At 55.5% G+C, this 19,522-nt stretch carries 16 protein-coding genes and 1 pseudogene; 10 read left to right on the top strand and 7 right to left on the bottom strand.

What is annotated here, in order from left to right; genetic code table 11:
* Positions 1–5: 5 nt before the first annotated feature.
* The 4 genes from AC2FJF_RS11535 to AC2FJF_RS11520 form a co-directional block, all read right to left on the bottom strand.
* Positions 6–836: a carbohydrate ABC transporter permease gene (locus AC2FJF_RS11535; RefSeq protein WP_113791433.1), complete on the bottom strand. Its 831-nt coding sequence runs from the start codon at positions 834–836 to the stop codon at positions 6–8.
* 12 nt (positions 837–848) lie between these two features.
* Positions 849–1,715 (bottom strand): carbohydrate ABC transporter permease, encoded by an 867-nt coding sequence (locus AC2FJF_RS11530; RefSeq protein WP_108859810.1) that lies wholly within the window; start codon positions 1,713–1,715, stop codon positions 849–851.
* 107 nt (positions 1,716–1,822) lie between these two features.
* Positions 1,823–3,124 carry an ABC transporter substrate-binding protein gene (locus tag AC2FJF_RS11525; protein WP_282120191.1) on the bottom strand — a complete coding sequence of 434 codons (1,302 nt, stop codon included), beginning with the start codon at positions 3,122–3,124 and terminating at the stop codon, positions 1,823–1,825.
* Between the two features lie 94 nt (positions 3,125–3,218).
* On the bottom strand, positions 3,219–4,244 hold the full coding sequence (locus tag AC2FJF_RS11520) for a LacI family DNA-binding transcriptional regulator (RefSeq protein WP_496725532.1): 1,026 nt from the start codon (positions 4,242–4,244) through the stop codon (positions 3,219–3,221).
* Positions 4,245–4,364: 120 nt separating this feature from the next.
* Here AC2FJF_RS11520 and xylB point away from each other — a divergent pair, with 120 nt between their 5' ends.
* The 10 genes and pseudogenes from xylB to AC2FJF_RS11470 all read left to right on the top strand — a co-directional run bounded on the left by xylB (position 4,365) and on the right by AC2FJF_RS11470 (position 16,189).
* Positions 4,365–5,801 carry a xylulokinase gene (xylB, locus tag AC2FJF_RS11515; protein ID WP_496725531.1) on the top strand — a complete coding sequence of 479 codons (1,437 nt, stop codon included), beginning with the start codon at positions 4,365–4,367 and terminating at the stop codon, positions 5,799–5,801.
* Between the two features lie 63 nt (positions 5,802–5,864).
* Positions 5,865–5,993 (top strand): annotated as a pseudogene (locus AC2FJF_RS11510) (IS5/IS1182 family transposase); the annotation flags it as partial.
* A 704-nt stretch (positions 5,994–6,697) separates the two neighbouring features.
* On the top strand, positions 6,698–7,264 hold the full coding sequence (locus AC2FJF_RS11505; protein WP_496725530.1) for a hemerythrin domain-containing protein: 567 nt from the start codon (positions 6,698–6,700) through the stop codon (positions 7,262–7,264).
* 8 nt (positions 7,265–7,272) lie between these two features.
* On the top strand, positions 7,273–8,334 hold the full coding sequence (locus AC2FJF_RS11500; protein ID WP_496725529.1) for a glutathione S-transferase C-terminal domain-containing protein: 1,062 nt from the start codon (positions 7,273–7,275) through the stop codon (positions 8,332–8,334).
* A gap of 66 nt (positions 8,335–8,400) precedes the next feature.
* A complete protein-coding gene (locus AC2FJF_RS11495; RefSeq protein ID WP_496725528.1) occupies positions 8,401–9,477 on the top strand; it encodes a PLP-dependent cysteine synthase family protein in 1,077 nt (358 codons plus the stop codon).
* Positions 9,478–9,781: 304 nt separating this feature from the next.
* A complete protein-coding gene (locus AC2FJF_RS11490; RefSeq protein WP_496725527.1) occupies positions 9,782–11,221 on the top strand; it encodes an alanine/glycine:cation symporter family protein in 1,440 nt (479 codons plus the stop codon).
* Positions 11,199–12,158, top strand: coding sequence for a glutaminase (locus AC2FJF_RS11485; RefSeq protein WP_496725526.1), 960 nt, complete (start codon positions 11,199–11,201; stop codon positions 12,156–12,158). The genes AC2FJF_RS11490 and AC2FJF_RS11485 overlap by 23 nt, the downstream gene beginning before the upstream one ends.
* Before the next feature lie 255 nt (positions 12,159–12,413).
* Entirely contained in the window at positions 12,414–14,081 is a 1,668-nt protein-coding gene (locus AC2FJF_RS11480; RefSeq protein WP_496707009.1) for a sulfatase-like hydrolase/transferase, read from the top strand.
* Between the two features lie 62 nt (positions 14,082–14,143).
* Positions 14,144–15,388, top strand: a complete 1,245-nt coding sequence (locus tag AC2FJF_RS11475; RefSeq protein ID WP_496725525.1) for a DUF3179 domain-containing (seleno)protein — start codon at positions 14,144–14,146, stop codon at positions 15,386–15,388.
* Positions 15,389–15,436: 48 nt separating this feature from the next.
* Complete coding sequence (locus tag AC2FJF_RS11470) at positions 15,437–16,189, top strand: outer membrane protein (RefSeq protein ID WP_496725524.1); 753 nt, start codon at positions 15,437–15,439, stop codon at positions 16,187–16,189.
* Between the two features lie 20 nt (positions 16,190–16,209).
* Here AC2FJF_RS11470 and AC2FJF_RS11465 read toward each other — a convergent pair whose 3' ends face one another.
* Genes AC2FJF_RS11465 through AC2FJF_RS11455 form a run of 3 tightly spaced genes read right to left on the bottom strand, consistent with a single transcriptional unit; the run spans position 16,210 to position 19,370 of the window.
* Positions 16,210–16,935, bottom strand: a complete 726-nt coding sequence (locus AC2FJF_RS11465) for an MbnP family protein (protein ID WP_496725523.1) — start codon at positions 16,933–16,935, stop codon at positions 16,210–16,212.
* Positions 16,935–18,056, bottom strand: a complete 1,122-nt coding sequence (locus AC2FJF_RS11460; protein ID WP_496725522.1) for a cytochrome-c peroxidase — start codon at positions 18,054–18,056, stop codon at positions 16,935–16,937. The genes AC2FJF_RS11465 and AC2FJF_RS11460 overlap by 1 nt, the downstream gene beginning before the upstream one ends.
* A 15-nt stretch (positions 18,057–18,071) precedes the next feature.
* Positions 18,072–19,370 carry a hypothetical protein gene (locus AC2FJF_RS11455; protein ID WP_496725521.1) on the bottom strand — a complete coding sequence of 433 codons (1,299 nt, stop codon included), beginning with the start codon at positions 19,368–19,370 and terminating at the stop codon, positions 18,072–18,074.
* Between the last annotated feature and the right edge of the window lie 152 nt (positions 19,371–19,522).

The raw sequence follows: 19,522 nt of genomic DNA, 5'->3' as shown, positions 1-19,522 counted from the left end.
CTTCCTTATTTCACAGCGCCGAAAGTCAGGCCGCGGACAAGTTGTTTCTGGCTGAACCAGCCAAGGATCAGGATGGGTGCAATCGCCATGGTCGAGGCCGCGCTGAGCTTGGCAAAGAACAAGCCTTCGGGGCTGGAATAGCTGGCGATAAATGCAGTAAGTGGGGCCGCATCGACGGCCGTCAGGTTTAGGGTCCAGAACGCCTCGTTCCAGGCCAGGATGAAGTTCAGTAGAACGGTCGATGCGATGCCGGGGATGGCCATGGGTGTCAGGATATAAAGGATTTCCTCTTTCAGCGTCGCACCATCCATCCGTGCCGCTTCGAGGATTTCCCCCGGAATTTCGCGGAAATAGGTGTAGAGCATCCAGACGATGATCGGCAGATTGATCAGCATCAGCACCACGACCAGCCCACCGCGACTGTCCAGCAAACCCAACTGAATGAACAGCAAGTAAATTGGGTACAGAACACCAACTGCGGGCAACATCTTTGTGGACAGCATCCACAACAGAATGTCCTTGGTGCGTTTGGACGGAACAAACGCCATCGCCCAGGCTGCGGGTATCGCGACGATCACACCCAGAACGGTCGATCCGCCTGCGATGATGACCGAATTCCACAGGAACCGCATATAGTCAGAGCGTTCCTGCACGATGGCGTAGTTTTCGAGCGTCCAGTCGAAGTTGAGGAAGATCGGTGGGCTTGCAATCGCCTGTGCCTCGGTCTTGAAGCTGGTCAGGATCGTCCAGAGGATTGGGAAAAAGATCAGCAGACCTACGGCCCAGGCAAGGGCAGTGTTTAGTGTTTTGCGTTGTGTCGTGACGGTGCGGGCCATGGTTTTGTCTCCTCACGCGTCCAGGTTTTTGCCGACGATGCGCATCAGGAAGATGGCAACGATATTGGCAAGGATGATTGCATAGACACCACCGGCTGATCCGAGGCCAACGTTCTGGCTTTCCAACACGCGCTGGAAGATCATGTAGGTCAGTGTACGGGTGCCGAAGGCGCCGCCGGTGGTCACGAAAATCTCGGCGAAAATCGACAGTAGAAAAATCGTCTGAATCAGGATCACAATCGTAATGGCGCGACCAAGATGCGGCAGAATGATGTGATAGAAGCGTTTTAGCACCGGCGCGCCGTCCATCTCGGCCGCTTCCAGCTGTTCACTGTCCAGAGACTGGATAGCCGTCAGCAGGATCAGCGTCGCAAAGGGAAGCCACTGCCAGGAAACGATCATAACGATCGAGGTCATCGAAGCCTCGGACAGCCACGAAATCGGCTCGGCCCCGAAAAAGCGCCATAGATGGGCCAGCAAACCGTTCACCGGGTCCATGAACATGTTCTTCCAGACCAGCGCTGATACGGTCGGCATGACAAAGAATGGCGCGATCACAAGGATGCGGACAACGCCCTGCCCCCACATGGGCTGATCCAGCAGCATGGCCAGCAGAATGCCCAGAATGACCGTAATCACCAGCACGCCGCCAACGATTACTAATGTTGCTTGGACCGCGGGCCAGAAGGAACTGGAGGATACGAAACGAACGTAGTTGTCGAACCCGACCCAACCCAGATCGCCTCCACGCAGCGGAAGGTACTTCTTGAAAGAAAAATACAGCGTCATCGTCAGAGGCACGAGCATCCAGCCAAGCAGCAGGACCACTGCGGGTGCCATCATCAGGCGGGCAACTGATCGAGAATGTTGAGTAGCCATAACGCAAACCCTCTCTGTTCAGGCGTAACTCAGCCTGCGAGAAAAACGCGAATTGTGGAAGGGTTGAACGGGGGGGCAGACCTCTGCCCACCCGTTGGGAGGATGCCTCAGTAACCGGCGGCTTCCATTTCTTCGGCTGTGAAAGCCTGCGCTTTGGCAAGTGCCTCCTCAACCGTTTGCTGTCCGGCATATACCGCCGAGAACTCCTGGCTCACCTGTGTGGCGATGCCTGCGAATTCCGGGATCGCGGCAAACTGGATGCCGACATACGGGACGGGTTTCACCGTCGGGCTGTTCGGATCAGCTGACAGGATTGAGTCCAGTGTCATCTTGGCGAACGGAACCTTTTGGTATTCCGGATTCTCGTACAGAGACGTACGTGCACCCGGGGGAACGTTTGCCCATCCTTCGCTTTCGGCCACTAGCTCAATGTAGTCCTTTGAGGTCGCCCATTCGATGAATTGCTTGGCAGCATCTTCTTGCTGTGTGCCAGCAGGAATAGCCAGTGCCCACGCCCAAAGCCAGTTGGACCGCTTGCCCAATCCGGTGTCAGGTGCCAGCGCAAATCCTACGTGATCCGCGACCGTAGAGTCGTCAGGGTTGGTCACGAAAGACGCCGCAACTGTTGCGTCGATCCACATGCCGCATTTGCCCTGCTGGAACAGCGACAGGTTTTCGTTAAACCCATTGGTGGCATAGCCGGCAGGACCGGATTCGTTCATCATTTCAACGTAGAAATTCAGTGTATCTGCCCACTCGGGCTGATCGAACTGAGGCTTCCATTCTTCGTCGAACCAGCGGGCACCGAATGAATTGGACATCGCAGTGATAAAGGCTCCGCCTTCACCCCAACCGGCTTTGCCGCGAAGGCAGATGCCGTTGATCTCGGCGTCGCGGTCGGTCATCGCGGCGGCGGCTTCTTTGATGAACTGCCAGGTCGGCGCATCAGGCATTTCCATGCCCGCCTTTTCCATAAGGTCAGTGCGGTACATGATCATCGAGCTTTCACCATAGAACGGCGCCGCGAAAAGCGTTCCGTCATGGCTCAACCCACCTGCCATCGCTGGCAGAATGTCACCAACGTCGTATTCTTCGGACAGGCCATCCAGCGGTACCAGCCAGCCATTCGCGCCCCAGATCGGCGTCTCATACATGCCGATCGTCATGATGTCGAACGTACCGCCTTTGGTCGTGATGTCGGTCGTTACGCGCTGACGCAGCACGTTTTCTTCCAACGTCACCCATTCGACGTCAATGCCGGTCGCCTCGGTGAATTTATCGGTATAGCCCTGCATCCGGATCATGTCGCCGTTGTTTACGGTCGCTATTGTTAAGGTATCCGCATGAGCTGCTGCCGTCGCGACGAGTGTCATTGCAGTCGCCGCACGAAGTGCGTTTCTCAAATACATCCCTGTCCTCCCTGAGCTTGGATGTCGTACAGAGAACGTAATGCAATAATTGTCGCGGCGTCAATGAAAACTTTACGCGCGTTAAATTTTAAGATTACGCGGAATCCCTTAAAACCAGCCTTGCAGGGAACAACGTTTCCGACCGAGTTTCAAATTTCCCTCCACTTTCAATGAGTTCGAACAGAGTTTCGACGCTACGCCCGGCCACGTTGTCATAGTCATGCGCAGCCGTGGTCAGAGAGGGGCACGTAAATTTTGCGAAGGGATGATCGTCATTTGAAGCCAGACGCAGCTCGCAATCGTCCCGTCGACCGACCCGAATCCCTTGTTCGTAGCAAGCCGCCAGAAAACCGATTGCCAGCCGGTCATTGCTGCACAGGACCGAGTTTGTTCGCAGCTCATTTTCCGCCAGAACTTTCAGCGCACCCTTGTGACCGATCTCTTCAAACGCCCAGCCCTTACCGTCGACTTTGATGATATGCGGCTCGAACCCGAGACGCTCCATGACTTCAACATAGGCTTTTCGGCGTTTATTGGCGTTCGGGTTTGCAGGCGTTCGCATTTCGAAGAATGACGGGGGCTCGCCCGTCCGGATCATGTATTCCACGGTTTGCGACACAAAGCTGAAATTGTCCGACCCGATAAACGCGGCACCCAGACCATCAAGGTTACTGTCGAACAAAACAGTCGGCACATTCGCGCAGAATCTCTCGATCACTGATTGGTCTGAGGTCCGTCCCAATGGCGCCAACAAAACCCCGGCAGGCTTCATGGATTGCAGCCCGTCCAGAATGTCGTTTTCCAGTTTTTGTTCACCATGAGAGCTAAAGAGGGACGGACGATACCCCGCCGCGATACAGCTTTGTTCCAAATAGCGCGCGATTTCAGCAAAGAACGGATCAGCCAGATAGGGCACTACGATGCCGATATTCTTGGTTAGCTTCCGGTTCTGGTTCACCGCATAAATATTGGGGCGATAGTCGAACCGCTCCAGCGCCTCTTCGATACGGGCCCGCGTTGTCGGGCGAACGCTGTCGGGATCGTGAAAGTACTTGGATACCGTAGGCCGCGAGATGCCACTGAGGGCGGCGAACTCTTCCATATTCTTTATTTTGGTCATGTCAGTCTGCCTGCGGATCTGAGCCGCCTTGATCTTATCATATTTTTACATATTCTTTGCGCGCGCTAAAAAATCAATAGCATTGCAAGGTCCGGGCGTTTCTGCGGGCAAGGGGATTGAATGTTTCTCGGGATTGATATCGGAACGTCAGCGGTCAAACTTGTCTGTGCGGATACCGATCGAATTCTTGCAACGTCTTCAATAGACATAAAGACTTCCTCGCCGCAGCCTGGTTGGTCAGAGCAGCACCCGGATATTTGGTGGCAGGCGACACGCGATGCATTGAGCCAACTTGCAAAACAAGTCACGCTGTCTGAGGTGCAGGCCATCGGGTTGTCCGGTCAGATGCATGGGGCCGTTTTGCTGGATCGCGATCTGCGCCCGATCCGCCCGGCGATCCTGTGGAATGACAGCAGAGCGGTACGTGAATGCGATGAACTGCGCGCAGCCCAGCCGCAGATTGGTCATATCTCTGGCGTCCTCCCTTTGCCGGGTTTCACGGCACCCAAAATCGCCTGGTTGAAACAACATGAGCCGGCACACTATGCCCGACTTGCTCATATCCTGCTGCCCAAGGATTACATCGGGTTATGCCTGCATGGAGAGTTGGCAACCGACACGTCCGATGCAGCCGGTACAATGTGGCTCGATCAGGCATCGCGAAAATGGCATGTCGGAGTTGCCGAAGCCACAGATGTCGCGCCCGATTGGCTGCCGCAGGTTTTCGACGGTCACGTCGTCGTCGGAACCGTGACGGCGCAAGCCGCAGCTGAAACCGGGCTGAAACCCGGCGTGCCCGTCGTTGCCGGAGGCGGAGACGCAGCAACAGGGGCGGTATCTCTGGGCGCCACCGAACCGGGACGTGGGTTCATTTCTCTGGGGACGTCCGGCCAGTTGTTCGTGGCGGACCATCGGTTCAAGCCCAATCCTGAACGCTATGTGCATGCGTTTGCGCACACATTGCCCGACCGTTGGTATCAAATGGCCGCTATGCTGAACGGCGCAAGGCCAATTTCTTGGATTGGCGGCCAACTGGCGCTGTCCGCTGCCGAAGTTGTTGCGCTTGCTGAAACGGTCAGCGGTGATCGCGGGCCGATTTTCCTGCCGTATTTGACAGGTGAACGCAGTCCCCTCGGGGATCCGCATATTCGCGCCTGTTTCTTTGGTCTTGAGGATTCGACAACGCGCGCGGATCTCTGCCGTTCCGTAGTCGAAGCAATTGCTTTTTGTTTTGCCGATGCCGCGCAGAGCTTTGGAGACACGATAGACAACCTTCCGGAACTGGCAGCTATTGGAGGAGGCAGTCAATCGGATCTCCTGCTGGGCCTGATCGCTACGGTGACGGGCAAGCCCATTTTGCGTTCGGAAGGCGCGAGTTCCGGTCCGGCCTATGGCGCTGCCCGTCTGGCAGCCTGTGGAAATGGTGCTTTGGGCAAAGCCGATCTAGCGCTTCAGCCACCAACAACGGATCGGTTCGAGCCCGCTGACATGGCCACGCTCTTCCAGCGGTTGAGGCGATTTCGCAGGCTCTATTCTGCAGTGAGCACTATCTATTAGGCGCAGGACCCATTGATTTCCATTGGGCTTCGTGTGTCCCGGTTCGAACACCGAGCGGTGAACATGTCTGATCTTTTCTCTCTAACGGATGCGCAGATGGTGCGTCTTGTGCCCCTCTTCCCTAAGTCCCAAGGTAGGTCGCACGTCGATAACCCGCCTGTGCTGATTGGATTCCCGGACCGGACAGGCGTGACACTGGAACGGGCGATGCTGCTACTCGGAGGGATGCCTTGCGCTATTCGGACGCTGCTAGCCGCTGTGCATCTCTAGCGAGCAAAGGTGGAATTGAGCATTTTGCCGTCGGGTCTAAGCCGGGGACACGCGTAGCCGCAGGTTGCTGGCGTCTGAAGAGACCAACGTTGACCCCGTAGAGTTCGGCAACCTGTCTCATGCTGTTGTTATGCCAAAGTTGAAAATACCAAGAAATGTTCTGTGGTTGATGAGTACCCTCTCGATTACTTTCACGCCTATCATATCTGATTTTTTTCGCGACTTCATAAACCTCTGAACACTCAGGGTTTGCGGTCGCATTCATTGTTTGTCGATCCATGCGATCTCGTTGATTTCCTGAGAGATTTTCAAATCATTCGAACAGCCGCATCACGGCTCAACATCAGCGAGAACGCCGTACCGACCATAATTTCAAAAAGGGAGAAATGCGCCTGCCACCGAGGGTGGCGAAATGCCGCTTTACCGCAGGGTCCAAACTCTCGCTATGCAGCGCAATTTCCTCGGCTGAACTTCTGGTTTATTCCGCCAGAGCTTGGCATGCGCACCAAACTGGCAAATTTGAGCGACACAAAACTAACGATGTGCAGTGATAGACACCAACTGTGCACCTTTGAGCCTAACGGTACGAGTTTTCCACACACATGTTTGCGGAAAGGAGTAAGCGCATGCTTGATACATACAACATTCGCACCGCTGATATGCCGGGCGAGATGCAGATCTTGCTCGATCAATATCCACGCGACAGCTGGGAAGCACACCCTGGCTTCACCGAGAAAACCCGCCACTGGCTGGGTGCCCATCTGATGTTTCGGCGCCTTGCCCGGCTGGTTCGCTCCGATGCAGAAAGCTATCTTGAAAAGGACCTTTCCCCCGAAGAGTATGCCGCGCGCCTGTCCTATTACGGAAACGCGCTTGTTGGAAACTTGCACGGCCATCACGGTTGGGAAGATCATAGCTACTTCCCCGAGCTTTCTGCTGCGGATGCCCGTTTTGACGCCGGGCTAGAGGTTTTGGAAAAAGACCATGCCGATCTCGATCTGGTTCTTGACCAATACACAAGGACGGCCAATCGTGTGATCAAGCTCATTCAATTGGATGAGGCTCAGGCCCGATCCGAAGTCGGATCTCTGCGCGACACCTCAGAGGCCATCGAGGCCTTTCTGAAACGGCACCTGAGCGATGAGGAAGACCTTGCCGTCCCAATCATCCTTCACCACCGGCTAAGAGGTTAAAGCCAAGCATGACCGATCAATCCAAACAGGAAGATCAGGCCAATGCCGCAGAGCGCCGCGCACGAGGAGAGTTCGTGCGCGGCGTCAGTGGCTTCCGACATGCTATCGGCGATCCAGAGTTCCCGGCTGAACCAGGGCGCTATCACCTGTTTGTTGCGCTGAATTGCCCATGGTGTCATCGGGTGACGCTGGCGCGCAATGTGTTGGGTTTGCAGGACAGCATTTCGATGGATGTGGCCTTTCCCAATCGCACCACAGAAGACGACCCAGAGGGTCCGAACAACTGGCAGTTCGCCCCCGAGCTTGTTGCTTCAGCAACTGGGGCAACGTTGCCTGAATGCACCTTGGAAACCGCAACGGGACAAGGTTTCAGGTTGGTTCGCGAAATTTACCGGGCTGAAGGCTCAGAAGAACGTTCAGTCCCAATCCTGTATGACAAAATAGCCGGCCGTATCGTGAACAATGAAAGCGCCGAGATCATTCGAATGCTGAATGGCAATGCAGCGCTGCTGGGCAGCTACTGCAATGAAGCCAACCGGCCCAACCTCTACCCGGATGATCCTGCGATCCGGGCTGAAATTGACGAACTGAACGTGCAAATCTACGTCGCCATCAACAACGGGGCATACAAGGCCGGGTTCTCGTCTGATCAAAACGTCTATGTCGCCAGTTTCGGGACATACTTCAAAACATTGGCGCAGTTGGAAGACCGCTTGGCCAGCGATGGCAGACCTTTTCTGACCGGGGACCGATATACAGAAGCCGATCTGCGCCTTTTCCCGACGCTCTACCGCCACGACCCGGTTTACTACCTGCGCATGAAGCTGAATGGCGCCAAGATCCTTGACTACCCGTTTCTCTGGCGCTGGCTTTGTCGCGTCCATGATCTGCCCGGGGTGGCAACCAGCAGTTCGCTGGATCACTGTCGGCAAGGGTACTTTGGTCGAAGCTGGAATGGTGTCATTCCCGCAGGCCCATTCGTGCCGATGACGTACCCAAAAGCTTATGGGCATCCTGAACTGGCGGTTCAGTACGGGACTTCGTCGGTCACCTCCAAGACAAATGTTTAAAGCGCCGAAGCAGCGAAATTGGTATAAACTGGCACGGATTTTGCCAACCAAAAGAGGGACCCCGCCATGGGAATTCGACAGACTGAGGGACGCAAACGGCTTTATGACAGCGTTCTCGACACCGTAGGTGACACGCCCTGCATACGCATCAACAAGATCGCGCCGTCGCATGTGACGGTCTATGTGAAATTCGAGGCTTTCAATCCTGCAGCTTCGGTCAAGGATCGTCTCGCGCTGAACATTATCGAGGCGGCGGAACGTGACGGGCGGCTGAAGCCCGGCCAGACTGTGGTCGAGGCCACATCCGGCAACACCGGGATCGGCCTTGCGATGGTGTGTGCTGCCAAAGGGTATCCCCTGGTCCTGACCATGGCCGACAGCTTTTCGGTCGAGCGCCGCAAGCTGATGCGCTTTCTGGGGGCAAAGGTCGTGCTGACGCCGCGCGCTCAAAAGGGCTTTGGCATGTATGTCAAAGCCAAGGAACTTGCCGAACAGAATGGATGGTTTCTGGCCAGCCAGTTCGAGACGTCGGCAAATGCCGATATTCACGAGAACACCACTGCCCGAGAAATCATGGCAGATTTCGAAGGTGAGCGGCTGGACTACTGGGTCACCGGCTATGGCACCGGCGGGACCGTTTCCGGTGTCGCACGCGTTCTTCGCGCAGAGCGCCCCGGCACGAAAATCATCCTAACAGAACCCGCCAACGCGGCGATTGTGTCATCGGGTTATACAAACACCCGCAACGAGGGCCACCAACCCACGGAAAGCCATCCGAATTTTGAACCTCACCCCATTCAGGGCTGGACCCCAGACTTTATCCCATGGGTTCTGCAAGAGGCGATCGACAAGGATTACTATGATGAATTGATCCCTGTCCCCGGTGCCGAGGGGATTGAATGGTCCAGACGGCTGGCGTCGGAAGAAGGGATTTTTACGGGAATATCTGGTGGCTCGACGCTTGCTGTTGCTATGAAAGTGGCCGAGCAAGCCCCGCAGGGATCCGTTTTTCTGGTGATGTTGCCAGACACGGGCGAGCGCTATCTCTCCACACCACTTTTCGACGGGATCGAAGAAGATATGACCGAAGACGAGCGCGTGATTTCGATGTCGACACCTTCGGCACAGATGGCCGCTGAATAGGCAAAGCACACTTCATCTGGACGCTTCTATGACTATGGCATTCGGGACGGTCTGTGCCCCGAATGCGCTTTTCGCAGCGCGCTTACAACCTTCGGAACACGCAGGTCAGTCTGTAGTTGAAGCCGCGCAAAAAGTCGTCACCCGAATGAATTCTTATCGCTAAATCAATTGTATATGTCCGGGCGTTTCGCCGATTTTCGGGTTTGAAGCTTGACTCGACAACCCTCCCTTCGTGCATGATGAAAGAATAAGCATAGTATTTTAGCTGCTTTTTCGAACGGTTTGAGTTCTCAGGAGGCGGACGGTGGAAGCAATTGTTAACGGCATTAACACTATTCTTTGGAACTACGTCCTGATCTACGGGTTGCTCGGCGTCGGCATATTTTTTACCATTCGTCTGGGCGCGCTGCAGTTTCTACATTTCGGCGAGATGATCAGTGTTCTGACCTCGTCCAAATCCACTGACAAACGCGGAATTACACCGTTTCAGGCACTGACCGTTAGTCTGGCGTCACGCGTTGGCACTGGGAATCTGGCCGGTGTCGCGGTGGCTTTAACCTTGGGTGGCCCTGGCGCAATCTTCTGGATGTGGATCGTGGCCCTGGTCGGTATGGCCACGGCTTATTCCGAAAGCACACTGGCGCAGCTTTACAAGGTCACGTCTTCAAACGGACGGTTCCGTGGCGGTCCTGCTTTTTATATGGCCAATGCCCTGAACGCGCCCTGGGCCGGGGTGATCTTTTCGATCTGCCTGATCGTCAGTTTCGGCCTGGTTTTTGTCGCCGTCCAATCCAACTCAATCGCTGAGGCGTTCGAAGGCGCGTTTGGGCTGAACAAATTGATTGCCGGTCTGGCGTTGGCAGCGGCGGCGGCTGTGGTCATCTTTGGCGGCATCCGAACCATTGCGCGATTTGCCGAAATCGTCGTCCCACTCATGGCCGGGCTGTACCTGTTGCTGGCCTGTGTCGTCGTTGTCCTGAACCTGCCACAGGTGCCTGCAATGCTGTGGTCCATCGTTGCAGGGGCCTTTGGCCTTCAGGAGGCCGCAGGCGGCGTCACGGGTGGCGTAATGGCCGCAGCGCTCAATGGCATCAAGCGCGGATTGTTTTCAAACGAGGCCGGCATGGGTTCGGCCCCCAACATCGCAGCCGTTGCTACCCCGGAACCGCACCACCCTTCGAGCCAGGGTTTGGTTCAGGCGTTTGGCTGTTTCGTGGATACGATACTGGTCGCCACCGCGACCGCATTGCTGATCCTGCTGTCTGGCGCTATCGAACCGGACGGGGCCACCGGCATGCGGCTAACTCAGGATGCGGCAGCGGTCCATCTGGGTGAGATCGGCCGCCATTTTATCGCAATCGCAATCGTGTTTTTTGGCTTTACGTCGATATTGGGCAATTACTCATACGCAGAAAACGCCATGACGTTTCTGAAGCTGGAAGGCAAAGTGCCCATCTACATTTTGCGCCTGGGTTGTCTTGCCATGGTCGTCTGGGGCGCTGTGCAAGCGGTCAGCACAGTGTTCAATTTTGCAGACGCAGCCATGGGTGTAATGGCAACCATCAACCTGGTCGCCATCGTGCTGCTGTCGGGCACGGTGTACAAACTGACCGTGGACTATTTCGCACAGCGCAGACAGAATCTTGAGCCCCGCTTTGTGGCAAGCAAATTCCCTGAATTTGACAAGGGCGTTGATCACTCGGTCTGGACGGAGGAGGCATATGCCGAGACCCAGCGTGATTGAAACCGGTGAGTTGCAGGTCATTCTGGATGACATTGCCGACCGCGTCGCAGGTATGTCTGACCGCGGGAAGGTTGCCCAGTACATTCCCGAGCTTGCCACGGTTGACCTGAACCAGTTCGGCATCGCCGTCGCGCCCATTGACGGCGTGCCTGTATCGGCCGGAAACGCGGACACGCTGTTTTCGATACAAAGCATCTCAAAGGTCTTTTCGCTGACGGAAGCCCTTCAACGTGTAGGCGCGACCCTTTGGCAGCGGGTAGGCCGAGAGCCTTCAGGCGATCCGTTCAATTCCATCGTCCAGCTCGAACATGAACGCGGAATTCCCAGAAACCCGTTTATTAACCCCGGCGCCATTGTCGTGGCCGACGTTCTGCTTGAAGACCGAAGTTCTGATGAGGCGGTCAACGACGTACTGAATCTGTGCCGAACGCTCGCAGAGGATCAGTCCATTCAAGTGGACAAGGCCGTTGCAGAATCTGAGATGCGGACAGGGTCCAGAAACCGGGCACTTGCGCATTTCATGAAGGCCGAGGGAAACCTAAAAGCGCCAGTCGAAGATGTTCTGTCGCTGTATTTCCGCCAATGCAGCATCGCCATGTCATGCCGTCAATTGGCGGTGGCTGGCCGTTATTTGGCCGCCGCAGGCCAGAACCCGGCCGACGGGTCAACCGTGTTGTCCGCACAACGCGCACGGAGAGTAACCGCATTGATGATGATGTGCGGATCTTATGACGCCTCGGGCGAGTTTGCATTCCGCGTCGGGCTTCCCGCCAAAAGCGGTGTGGGAGGCGGTATCCTGTGTATTGTACCAGGCATCGCAGCCGTTACAGCCTGGAGCCCAGGACTAGACGCAAAAGGCAACTCGCATCTGGCCAGCATTGCATATCAGGAGCTGGTTCGCGCGACCGGATGGTCGGTGTTCGGGCCAAGTGTTTGACGAACCGAAACACGCAGTTCATCCACGTCGCTTCGCTCGTACATTTCGCGTGGTCTTGCGCAACCTTCCGGGGTCCCCCCTGTTAGCCCCTAAGACACGTGGCATACGGTCGGCGTGTGACGGACTTTCCTAAGAAATTGAGAGGTTACCTCCACCCGGCTTTTGCGGCGTAGCGTTTCAACAGCAAATATAATAATGTTTCAATATGACAAACAGCCTGCGCCGTGGAGTCGGTATTCTGAAGGGGAGATTGGAATGAAATTGCAGTGTGTTTTTGTGTTGTCGATGGGCTTTGCTGCCTTATCGGCTGAAGCGCAGGAAAACCCAATTCAACACGATGCGGAATTCTATATCCTTCAAGCACAGCTTGGATCGCAATGGGCCCAAGATGACGCAGCCGTTGACCAAGCATTAGCTGCGTTTCGGGAAAGTAACGGTGGAAACCCTCCAAATATCGTCAGTGTGCTGATCGATGACTTGGGCTTTGGGGATATGGGCATCCCAGAGCTGAATGCAATACGCGGGTATGAAACACCGAACATTAATGACTTCTCGGATCAGGCCATGCGGATGGTTCGGATGTACACCGAACCATCGTGCACGCCGACGCGCGTGGCACAAATGACCGGACGCCTGCCTGTCCGTATGGGTATGGGGAACACACAAGTTGATATTGCCGGAGAAGGCCTGCCGGGTGGCGAAATTACACTCGCTGAAGTGCTTAAGCAGGCCGGCTACTCCACGAGTCATGTTGGCAAATGGCATATGGGTGACATTTCAGAAAGCTGGGCAATGAATCAGGGGTTTGACTATGCCCAGCATGCGATTCATCAGCAGGGGCAGTTAACCATATTCCACGATGACGCGATTAAGGAGCAGGTTTCCGTAGCCATCAACGATTATGACGACAAGTATACTGTCGACAAGTGGTTCCGCCCCGACGCCTCGGCCATGATGACCGTGATTGAAGGCGAGGCCGGGGGTCCCATCCGCGAAATTAGGATGAAACCCGGCGAACGTTGGAACGCGGCCAAGTATGACGAGATGAACCAAGCCTTCCAAGACAAGACCATGGAAGAACTAGAGCGCTTGGCTGGTGGCGAGGATCAGTTCTTCCTGCAATACTGGCCGATGATCCCACTGGACAACACACGGACCGGCCGGACCGGACCAAAAAGCGCAAATGGCGGCCTTTATGTCGACAAAATGCAGCTACTTGACCAATGGCTTGGAGATCTCTTTGCCAAGATTGACGAGCTTGGATTGGCTGAGAACACCATCGTTATTGTAATGGGCGACAACGGCCATTTTACCAAATATTCACCGCAATCTGGGTTCACACCGATGATCTTCCGTGGCGGCAAGGCCGACACCACTGAAGGTGGCGTACGAGTTGACGCCTTTATCCGATGGCCCGGCATGATCGAAGCGGACGGGCTGCTCAACAGTATCATCCACGTCTCGGACCTTTATACCACCTTGTCGCGCTTTGCCGGTGCTGATGAGTTCATACCGCGCGACCGCCTGATTGACGGAGTGGATCAATCCGCTGCGCTACTTTTCGACGATGAATCCAAATCGCGTCGCGATCACGTGATCATCTATTCGGACAAAAAACCCGAGGCGATCGTCAAGGATCAGCTCAAACTCATCTTGCCGCCTCCGGGCAAGAACCCGATCGCGGCCAAGTTCTTTGACCTCTATCGAGATACTCGTGAAGAATTTTCAGTCTCGACCGAGGTTGGCGCATGGGGCGGCCAGGAATTTGTGCGCATCTTGGGTCGTCACATGGCACGAAAGGAAAAATTCCCGGATGTGCCTCCAGCATATGGCGCGCCCTACGAGGGGATCGAAAACACCCGCCCCGAAACCCAGCTAGCCGTAGATGCGTTTCTCATAAAACGCGCGTCACCGCAGCAATAATTCCTGACCGCCCGCGGTTTTCCTGCAGGCGGTCTATTGGAACTCGAAAATAGGATAAGCATATGGCAGGAAACATCATTTTCGCTCTGGGATTGGTCGTTACACTGGGTATCGGGTTCGTCTATTTCCGCGATCTTGGCGACATTTCGCAAATGGTGCTTAAGGTTAAACGCAAAAACATGATCCGTTTTATCCGGCACGAGTACCGCCTGATTGCTGTCGGTTTGGGCGGGTTCGCCGTCGCAACACTTGCGCATTTCATTCTGGGCGGCGGCCCGTTCTGGCTGTGGCTGGTCACGACGCTTCTGGTTTTGGTTTTGTATGGCTTTCCCTATGTGTGGGTCCATCTGGGGCTGAGGAATCAACTCAACACTGCGGCCTTCTTTCCCATTTCCGAGGCGCGAAAATTCATCGGCCCGACCGCGCCAGTCATCGTTATTGAAAACAACGGCCATGCCCGGGCGCATCCCGATGCGCAAATCATGCGGCCCCATTTGGCCGGCAATGCCGACGGGCTGGGTGGCGAAGATATCGTAATGACCTTTTGCGCGATGGCCAACCTTGGGCAAGGGTATGCCCCACGCATCGAGGGTAACCGCCTGGATCTTGAGGTTCTGGCCCAACATGGCAACAACCTGATCCTGCGGGACAACGAAACCGGGGAACCCATCCAGCAGATCTATGGATTTCGCGAGGCGGATCGCGATACTGGCGCGGACGGACCTGCCTGCCCTGTGCGCCCTGACGCAAAGATGCAGCCCTGGCCCACGTATCGGATGACGTTCCGCGGATTTCAAAAAGCGTTTCCCGATGGCGAGGTGTATCTGAACACGCCCTCGCCGAACCCGTTTTTGCGGCTGTTGGATATGGTGACGGAAATTACGTTTGGCTGGGGGATCTCGCGCCAGCATCAGGAAGATGCGCCCGTCATGGACAATATGGACAGTTCGGACGACCGGCTTCCGAACAAGACCTATGTCTGGGGGATCACGATCCGCAACGACGCCGCCTGCTGGACCGATGATTTCGTGGTCGAGAATGACTGGATCGTAAACGCAAATGTCGGTGGGCGTGACGTGGTTGTCAGTCTGGACCCAAAGTACGAAAGCCTTGGCGTTTGGTACAATGACAAAGGCCAGCCCATCACGCGCTGCGATTTCTGGGGAATGTCGGATCAGGGAAAACTGCAACGCGTCGAGACCTTGCGAGCCGGTGTTTTCTGGCATGTCTGGTCCGAGTTCTTTCCGGAAACCGATATCAACCGTGTCGGACCGCGCGTTCAACAGTCTGGCGAAGCCGCTGAATGAGTGAGCAATCAGATCAGATTGCCAAATTGGAACAAACGGAGGATCAAAATGGTCTTTAAGAGGGAAATAACAACCGCTGCGTGGGCCGTGGCGGTCTGGATACCAATGACAACTGCCGCTGTGGCGCAGCAATCCGATTGGTCCTATGAGGCAACAATATACCTGTTCATGCCTGAAACAGAGGTTACGCAAGAAACGGCCCGCGGCACTGTTGATGGAACGCTGAGTTTCTCTGACGCGCTAGAAAATCTCGATCTGGCCTTCATGGGCGTCTTTGGTGCATCGAACGGGCGATGGTCGCTATTGGCCGACTACAACTATGTCGATGTCTCTTTCAGCAATGACACGCCTGGTCCGGCAAGTTCTGGTCTTGAAACCTCTCTCACAACGCAATTTTTCAGCGGCTATGTCGGGTACCGGGCTTATACTACAGATACGTCCTATGTGGACTTGGTCGGCGGTTTCCGCTGGTTTCGGACACAGACCGATTTCACCGTCCTTCCCGGGGCAGCCCCGGGCCGGTCCGTCAGTGTCGATGAAAGCTGGACAGACCCGGTCATCGGCGTCCGAGCCCGCGTCGCATTCAACGACAGGTGGTCTGGCACTGGCTTTTTTGATTACGGTGGCTTCAGCAACGACAGCGAAACATGGCAGGTCTTGCTGACTGCGGATTATGAAATCAACGACAGATGGGTGATCCGCGGCGGTTATCGCTATATCTCTTTCGATCACGAGATTGATGGCAACGATTTCACGTTTGACCAGTCCGGCCCGTTGATCGGCGCGACCTATCGATTCTAAGGGGCTTGCACGATCCGAAATCACCGAAACATCGGGGTCATCATGGTCGCGTAATTGTCGGCCAGCATGGCGGAGTCTTCGCGGTTGAACTTGACCGATGAGAGCTTTTGCAGGTCAATTTGCGAAGGCCCGTCAAAAAGCTTTGCAACATCTACGTTCACGTGCAGGTCGACATTGCCATCAGAACCGAAATCCGGTGGCAACTGAATATCGACCTCGCGCGCGTTTTCCGAAAACCCAACGTGGTAGACCAGCGGAGCGACCTCTTCCCCGATCCGCAACGTTCCTTCCATCACGACGAATTTGTAGCCGACCTCCCAGTTCCAGGCCATTTGGCTGTTCGGGTCCAGGTCCCCGCGCGCTTGGATCGAGCCATTGGCTTCTGGGTCTACGCCGATCATGAAACGGACGTGCGCAATGCTGCTCAGGGGAATGTCGTTCAGTCTGAGCGAATGGGTTGTTTCCGGGTTGTCGAACCGGAGCAGATGATAGCTGTCAGGCTCAGCAAACAGTGCCCCATCTTGCGAGAGGGTCAGGTTGCTGAGGTAGAGCCGAAAGTCACGAACCCTGAACGTGCCGGGCCCGCCGGGGTTTTCGTACACGAACTCATCAAATACCAACGGATCGTCACCCATCTTCGCGTGAAAGGTCAATGTGATCGACGTGGTGCGCTGCGGACCAAGAGCAAAGAACAGCGCTCCGCCAACGACCAACAGCGTCGCAAGCCCCGTCATCCAAATACGCATCAGCCGTCTCCTCCGAAAGGATTGGATAACTGTGTGTTTGTCAAAAAACCCTCATCCGTCAGCGTGTGCAGGAACGCGATGATGGACTGCACTTCGTCGGGCGTCATACGCAGGCCCACAGTGCCTTGCCCGGCCTCTGGTGCATTGTCGGCCTCAAGGATCAAAGGGCTGAGCGTATCGCTGACGACAATCCCGTCATTGTAGTGATCCATGACCTCTTCTAACGTCTCGAACCGACCATCATGCATGTAGGGCGCAGTTACTGCGATGTTGCGCAGTGTCGGCACTTTGAAGAAGCCCTTGTGCGCCGGATTGCCGGTCACGGCCATCAGGCCATCCGGCAGGTCGTCATCGGAATCCAGCCCATTGTTTGAAAACCCATCCAATGCGTCCCGAAACCCGGAAGTCAAAAACTGGCTGTGGCAGTCGATGCAGTTCCCGCCACGCAGCGAAACCTTGGTGTCCGGATGCGCCATGAATAGTTTGCGGCCATGTTCTTCCTGCGCGGTCAAACGCACTTCGCCACGCAGAAACCTGTCGTATTTTGAATCCGACGAAATCAGCGCTCGCATGAAGGTCGACAACGCCCGGGCCACGTTTTCGACGCTTACTTCCCCGTATGCCTTGCGGAACATCCGTCGATAATCGCGGGATGCTTGCAGTTCGGTGATCAGCGCATCCAAGTCCTGATCCATCTCGTCCGGGTGTTGAATCGGCATCAACGCCTGCGCTTCCAACGACGTTGCGCGACCGTCCCAGAAGAACCGCTCTTGCCCCCAAAGAAGGTTGGTCAAACTCATGGAGCTGAACTCCAGCTCTCCGCCCGACAATGCGGGCGACTTTGCCAATCCATCGGTAAACGCAAGGGCCTGCACGTGGCATGTCGCGCAGGACACCTGATTGTTGCCGGACAGGATGGGGTCATAAAACAGGTGCCGCCCAAGAGCAAAGGCCTCTTCCGTCAGCGGGTTGTCCGCGGGCACAGCAAAGCGTCCAAATACGAAGGGCGCCGAGAAGCCAGCAATCGGCGTTGCCGTCGGCCCGCGTGCACGGTCCCAGAAGACCCACGCCGTCGCCGCGATCACCACAGCGACGGCCGCTGTCAAAAACACCCGAAGCATAGCGCCCCCAGAGCATTAGTGGTGGTGCACAAAACCCGAACCGAACAGCCCTTCAACGTTGTCCACGCCTTTGTTGTAGCGCTCCTTGAAATTGACCTCGGCGATACGTTCGCCGGTCTCAAGATCATGGATCGTGATCGTGTGTGCGTTCAGGTCGGCAATAAAATCCACATCCGTTGGGTCGTCATCAGCGGCGTTGCCCAGATTGAGCAGGTTATTTTGAACGGCGATCAGGTCTCGGCCCGAAGCGGACGTGAAAAAGATCATGTGATGTGCACCCGGATCAGCAACTATGTCCGGCCCGCTGGACACAAGCTCGGGCAGTGCGGCCATTTCATAGCGCTTCACAACACCCGGTAATCCATGAGAGATGAACAGTTCATCTTCAGTGCCATAGAACTCGAGCGGAACAGCGGTTTCATTGGCCACGCCACTATATATGACTTCGGCTTCTCCAAAGGTTTTGGAACCGGCGTCATAGGGGATTTTCCAGGTCTCGAATCCGAACATCGTATTGGCCAGAATGGCTGGTTCAATGTCAGCATGCATGTCAGGTCGTGCGAACAGCACCTCGACAGGTGAAGACGGAAAATCCAACGGCTTTTCGTTTTCCACCACGATGTTTTGGATGGGTTCAAGCGTGTTGAGGTCTATGATCGTCAACACATTTCCAACGCCAGTCGTCATATCGGGATGTATCGTCGAGGTGACCACCATGCGGTCGTCGAACGCAGATATCCCGTGTGGGTACATGATATATGGCTCACCCTCGCCGACTTGGCTTTTGCGTGCTTCGATAATTTTGACCACCTCGTTGGTCTGAGTGTCGAAAACACCGACCGAGCCGCCATCATCGCCTCCAGTGCCACCCATGAAGGTCACGAACATATACTCCTGCCCCTTCGACGTGGCCCACATGATGTCCTCGCCAACGATCTGCCCTTGGGTATCCAGACAGGTAAAGCCCTCAATCACCGGCGTTCCGCTGGAATCGCGGGATAGTCCAATTTCAGCCAGGCTGCAGGACGGGTCCAACCCGGTCGAATAGAGACGCCCGTTTGGGCTGTAGTAGAGGTGATGCAATGGATGCTGAATATCCGGCTGTTCAACTTCGCTCAGTAGCTCTCCGAACTGGTCGGATTCCGGATCCAGCTCGACAATCGCGATGCTGTGATTTGTATCCAACGTCGGCAAACCGCGCAGCAGAACCATGCCCTGACTTTCCTCGCGGGTCTGAGACTGCGCCGGCGTTAGGCCAACCATCAACAGCCCGGCACCGAAAAGTACGCTTTGCGCAAGCAACTTGAATTTCATAATTTCCCCCCTTGCGATGAAACTTCTAAAAATGTTTTTGAAATTCACTTTACGTAGCGTCATATCACATTCAGGAAACTGCATCAAATTGGGGTGCAATCGACCAAAGAAACGCCGCCCCGAACGGGACGGCATAAGCTGAATACCTGCAG

Source organism: Ruegeria sp. CDSB013, assembly GCF_059611165.1.
This window is presented reverse-complemented; position numbering and strand designations above follow the sequence as displayed.

Coding starts and splice junctions, on each gene's coding strand:
- AC2FJF_RS11485 (WP_496725526.1), top strand. CDS start 11,199: ATGCCGAGACCCAGCGTGATTGAAACCGGTGAGTTGCAGGTCATTCTG.
- AC2FJF_RS11480 (WP_496707009.1), top strand. CDS start 12,414: ATGAAATTGCAGTGTGTTTTTGTGTTGTCGATGGGCTTTGCTGCCTTA.
- xylB (WP_496725531.1), top strand. CDS start 4,365: ATGTTTCTCGGGATTGATATCGGAACGTCAGCGGTCAAACTTGTCTGT.
- AC2FJF_RS11525 (WP_282120191.1), bottom strand. CDS start 3,124: ATGTATTTGAGAAACGCACTTCGTGCGGCGACTGCAATGACACTCGTC.
- AC2FJF_RS11465 (WP_496725523.1), bottom strand. CDS start 16,935: ATGCGTATTTGGATGACGGGGCTTGCGACGCTGTTGGTCGTTGGCGGA.
- AC2FJF_RS11530 (WP_108859810.1), bottom strand. CDS start 1,715: ATGGCTACTCAACATTCTCGATCAGTTGCCCGCCTGATGATGGCACCC.
- AC2FJF_RS11475 (WP_496725525.1), top strand. CDS start 14,144: ATGGCAGGAAACATCATTTTCGCTCTGGGATTGGTCGTTACACTGGGT.
- AC2FJF_RS11520 (WP_496725532.1), bottom strand. CDS start 4,244: ATGACCAAAATAAAGAATATGGAAGAGTTCGCCGCCCTCAGTGGCATC.
- AC2FJF_RS11495 (WP_496725528.1), top strand. CDS start 8,401: ATGGGAATTCGACAGACTGAGGGACGCAAACGGCTTTATGACAGCGTT.
- AC2FJF_RS11470 (WP_496725524.1), top strand. CDS start 15,437: ATGGTCTTTAAGAGGGAAATAACAACCGCTGCGTGGGCCGTGGCGGTC.
- AC2FJF_RS11535 (WP_113791433.1), bottom strand. CDS start 836: ATGGCCCGCACCGTCACGACACAACGCAAAACACTAAACACTGCCCTT.
- AC2FJF_RS11455 (WP_496725521.1), bottom strand. CDS start 19,370: ATGAAATTCAAGTTGCTTGCGCAAAGCGTACTTTTCGGTGCCGGGCTG.
- AC2FJF_RS11500 (WP_496725529.1), top strand. CDS start 7,273: ATGACCGATCAATCCAAACAGGAAGATCAGGCCAATGCCGCAGAGCGC.
- AC2FJF_RS11505 (WP_496725530.1), top strand. CDS start 6,698: ATGCTTGATACATACAACATTCGCACCGCTGATATGCCGGGCGAGATG.
- AC2FJF_RS11460 (WP_496725522.1), bottom strand. CDS start 18,056: ATGCTTCGGGTGTTTTTGACAGCGGCCGTCGCTGTGGTGATCGCGGCG.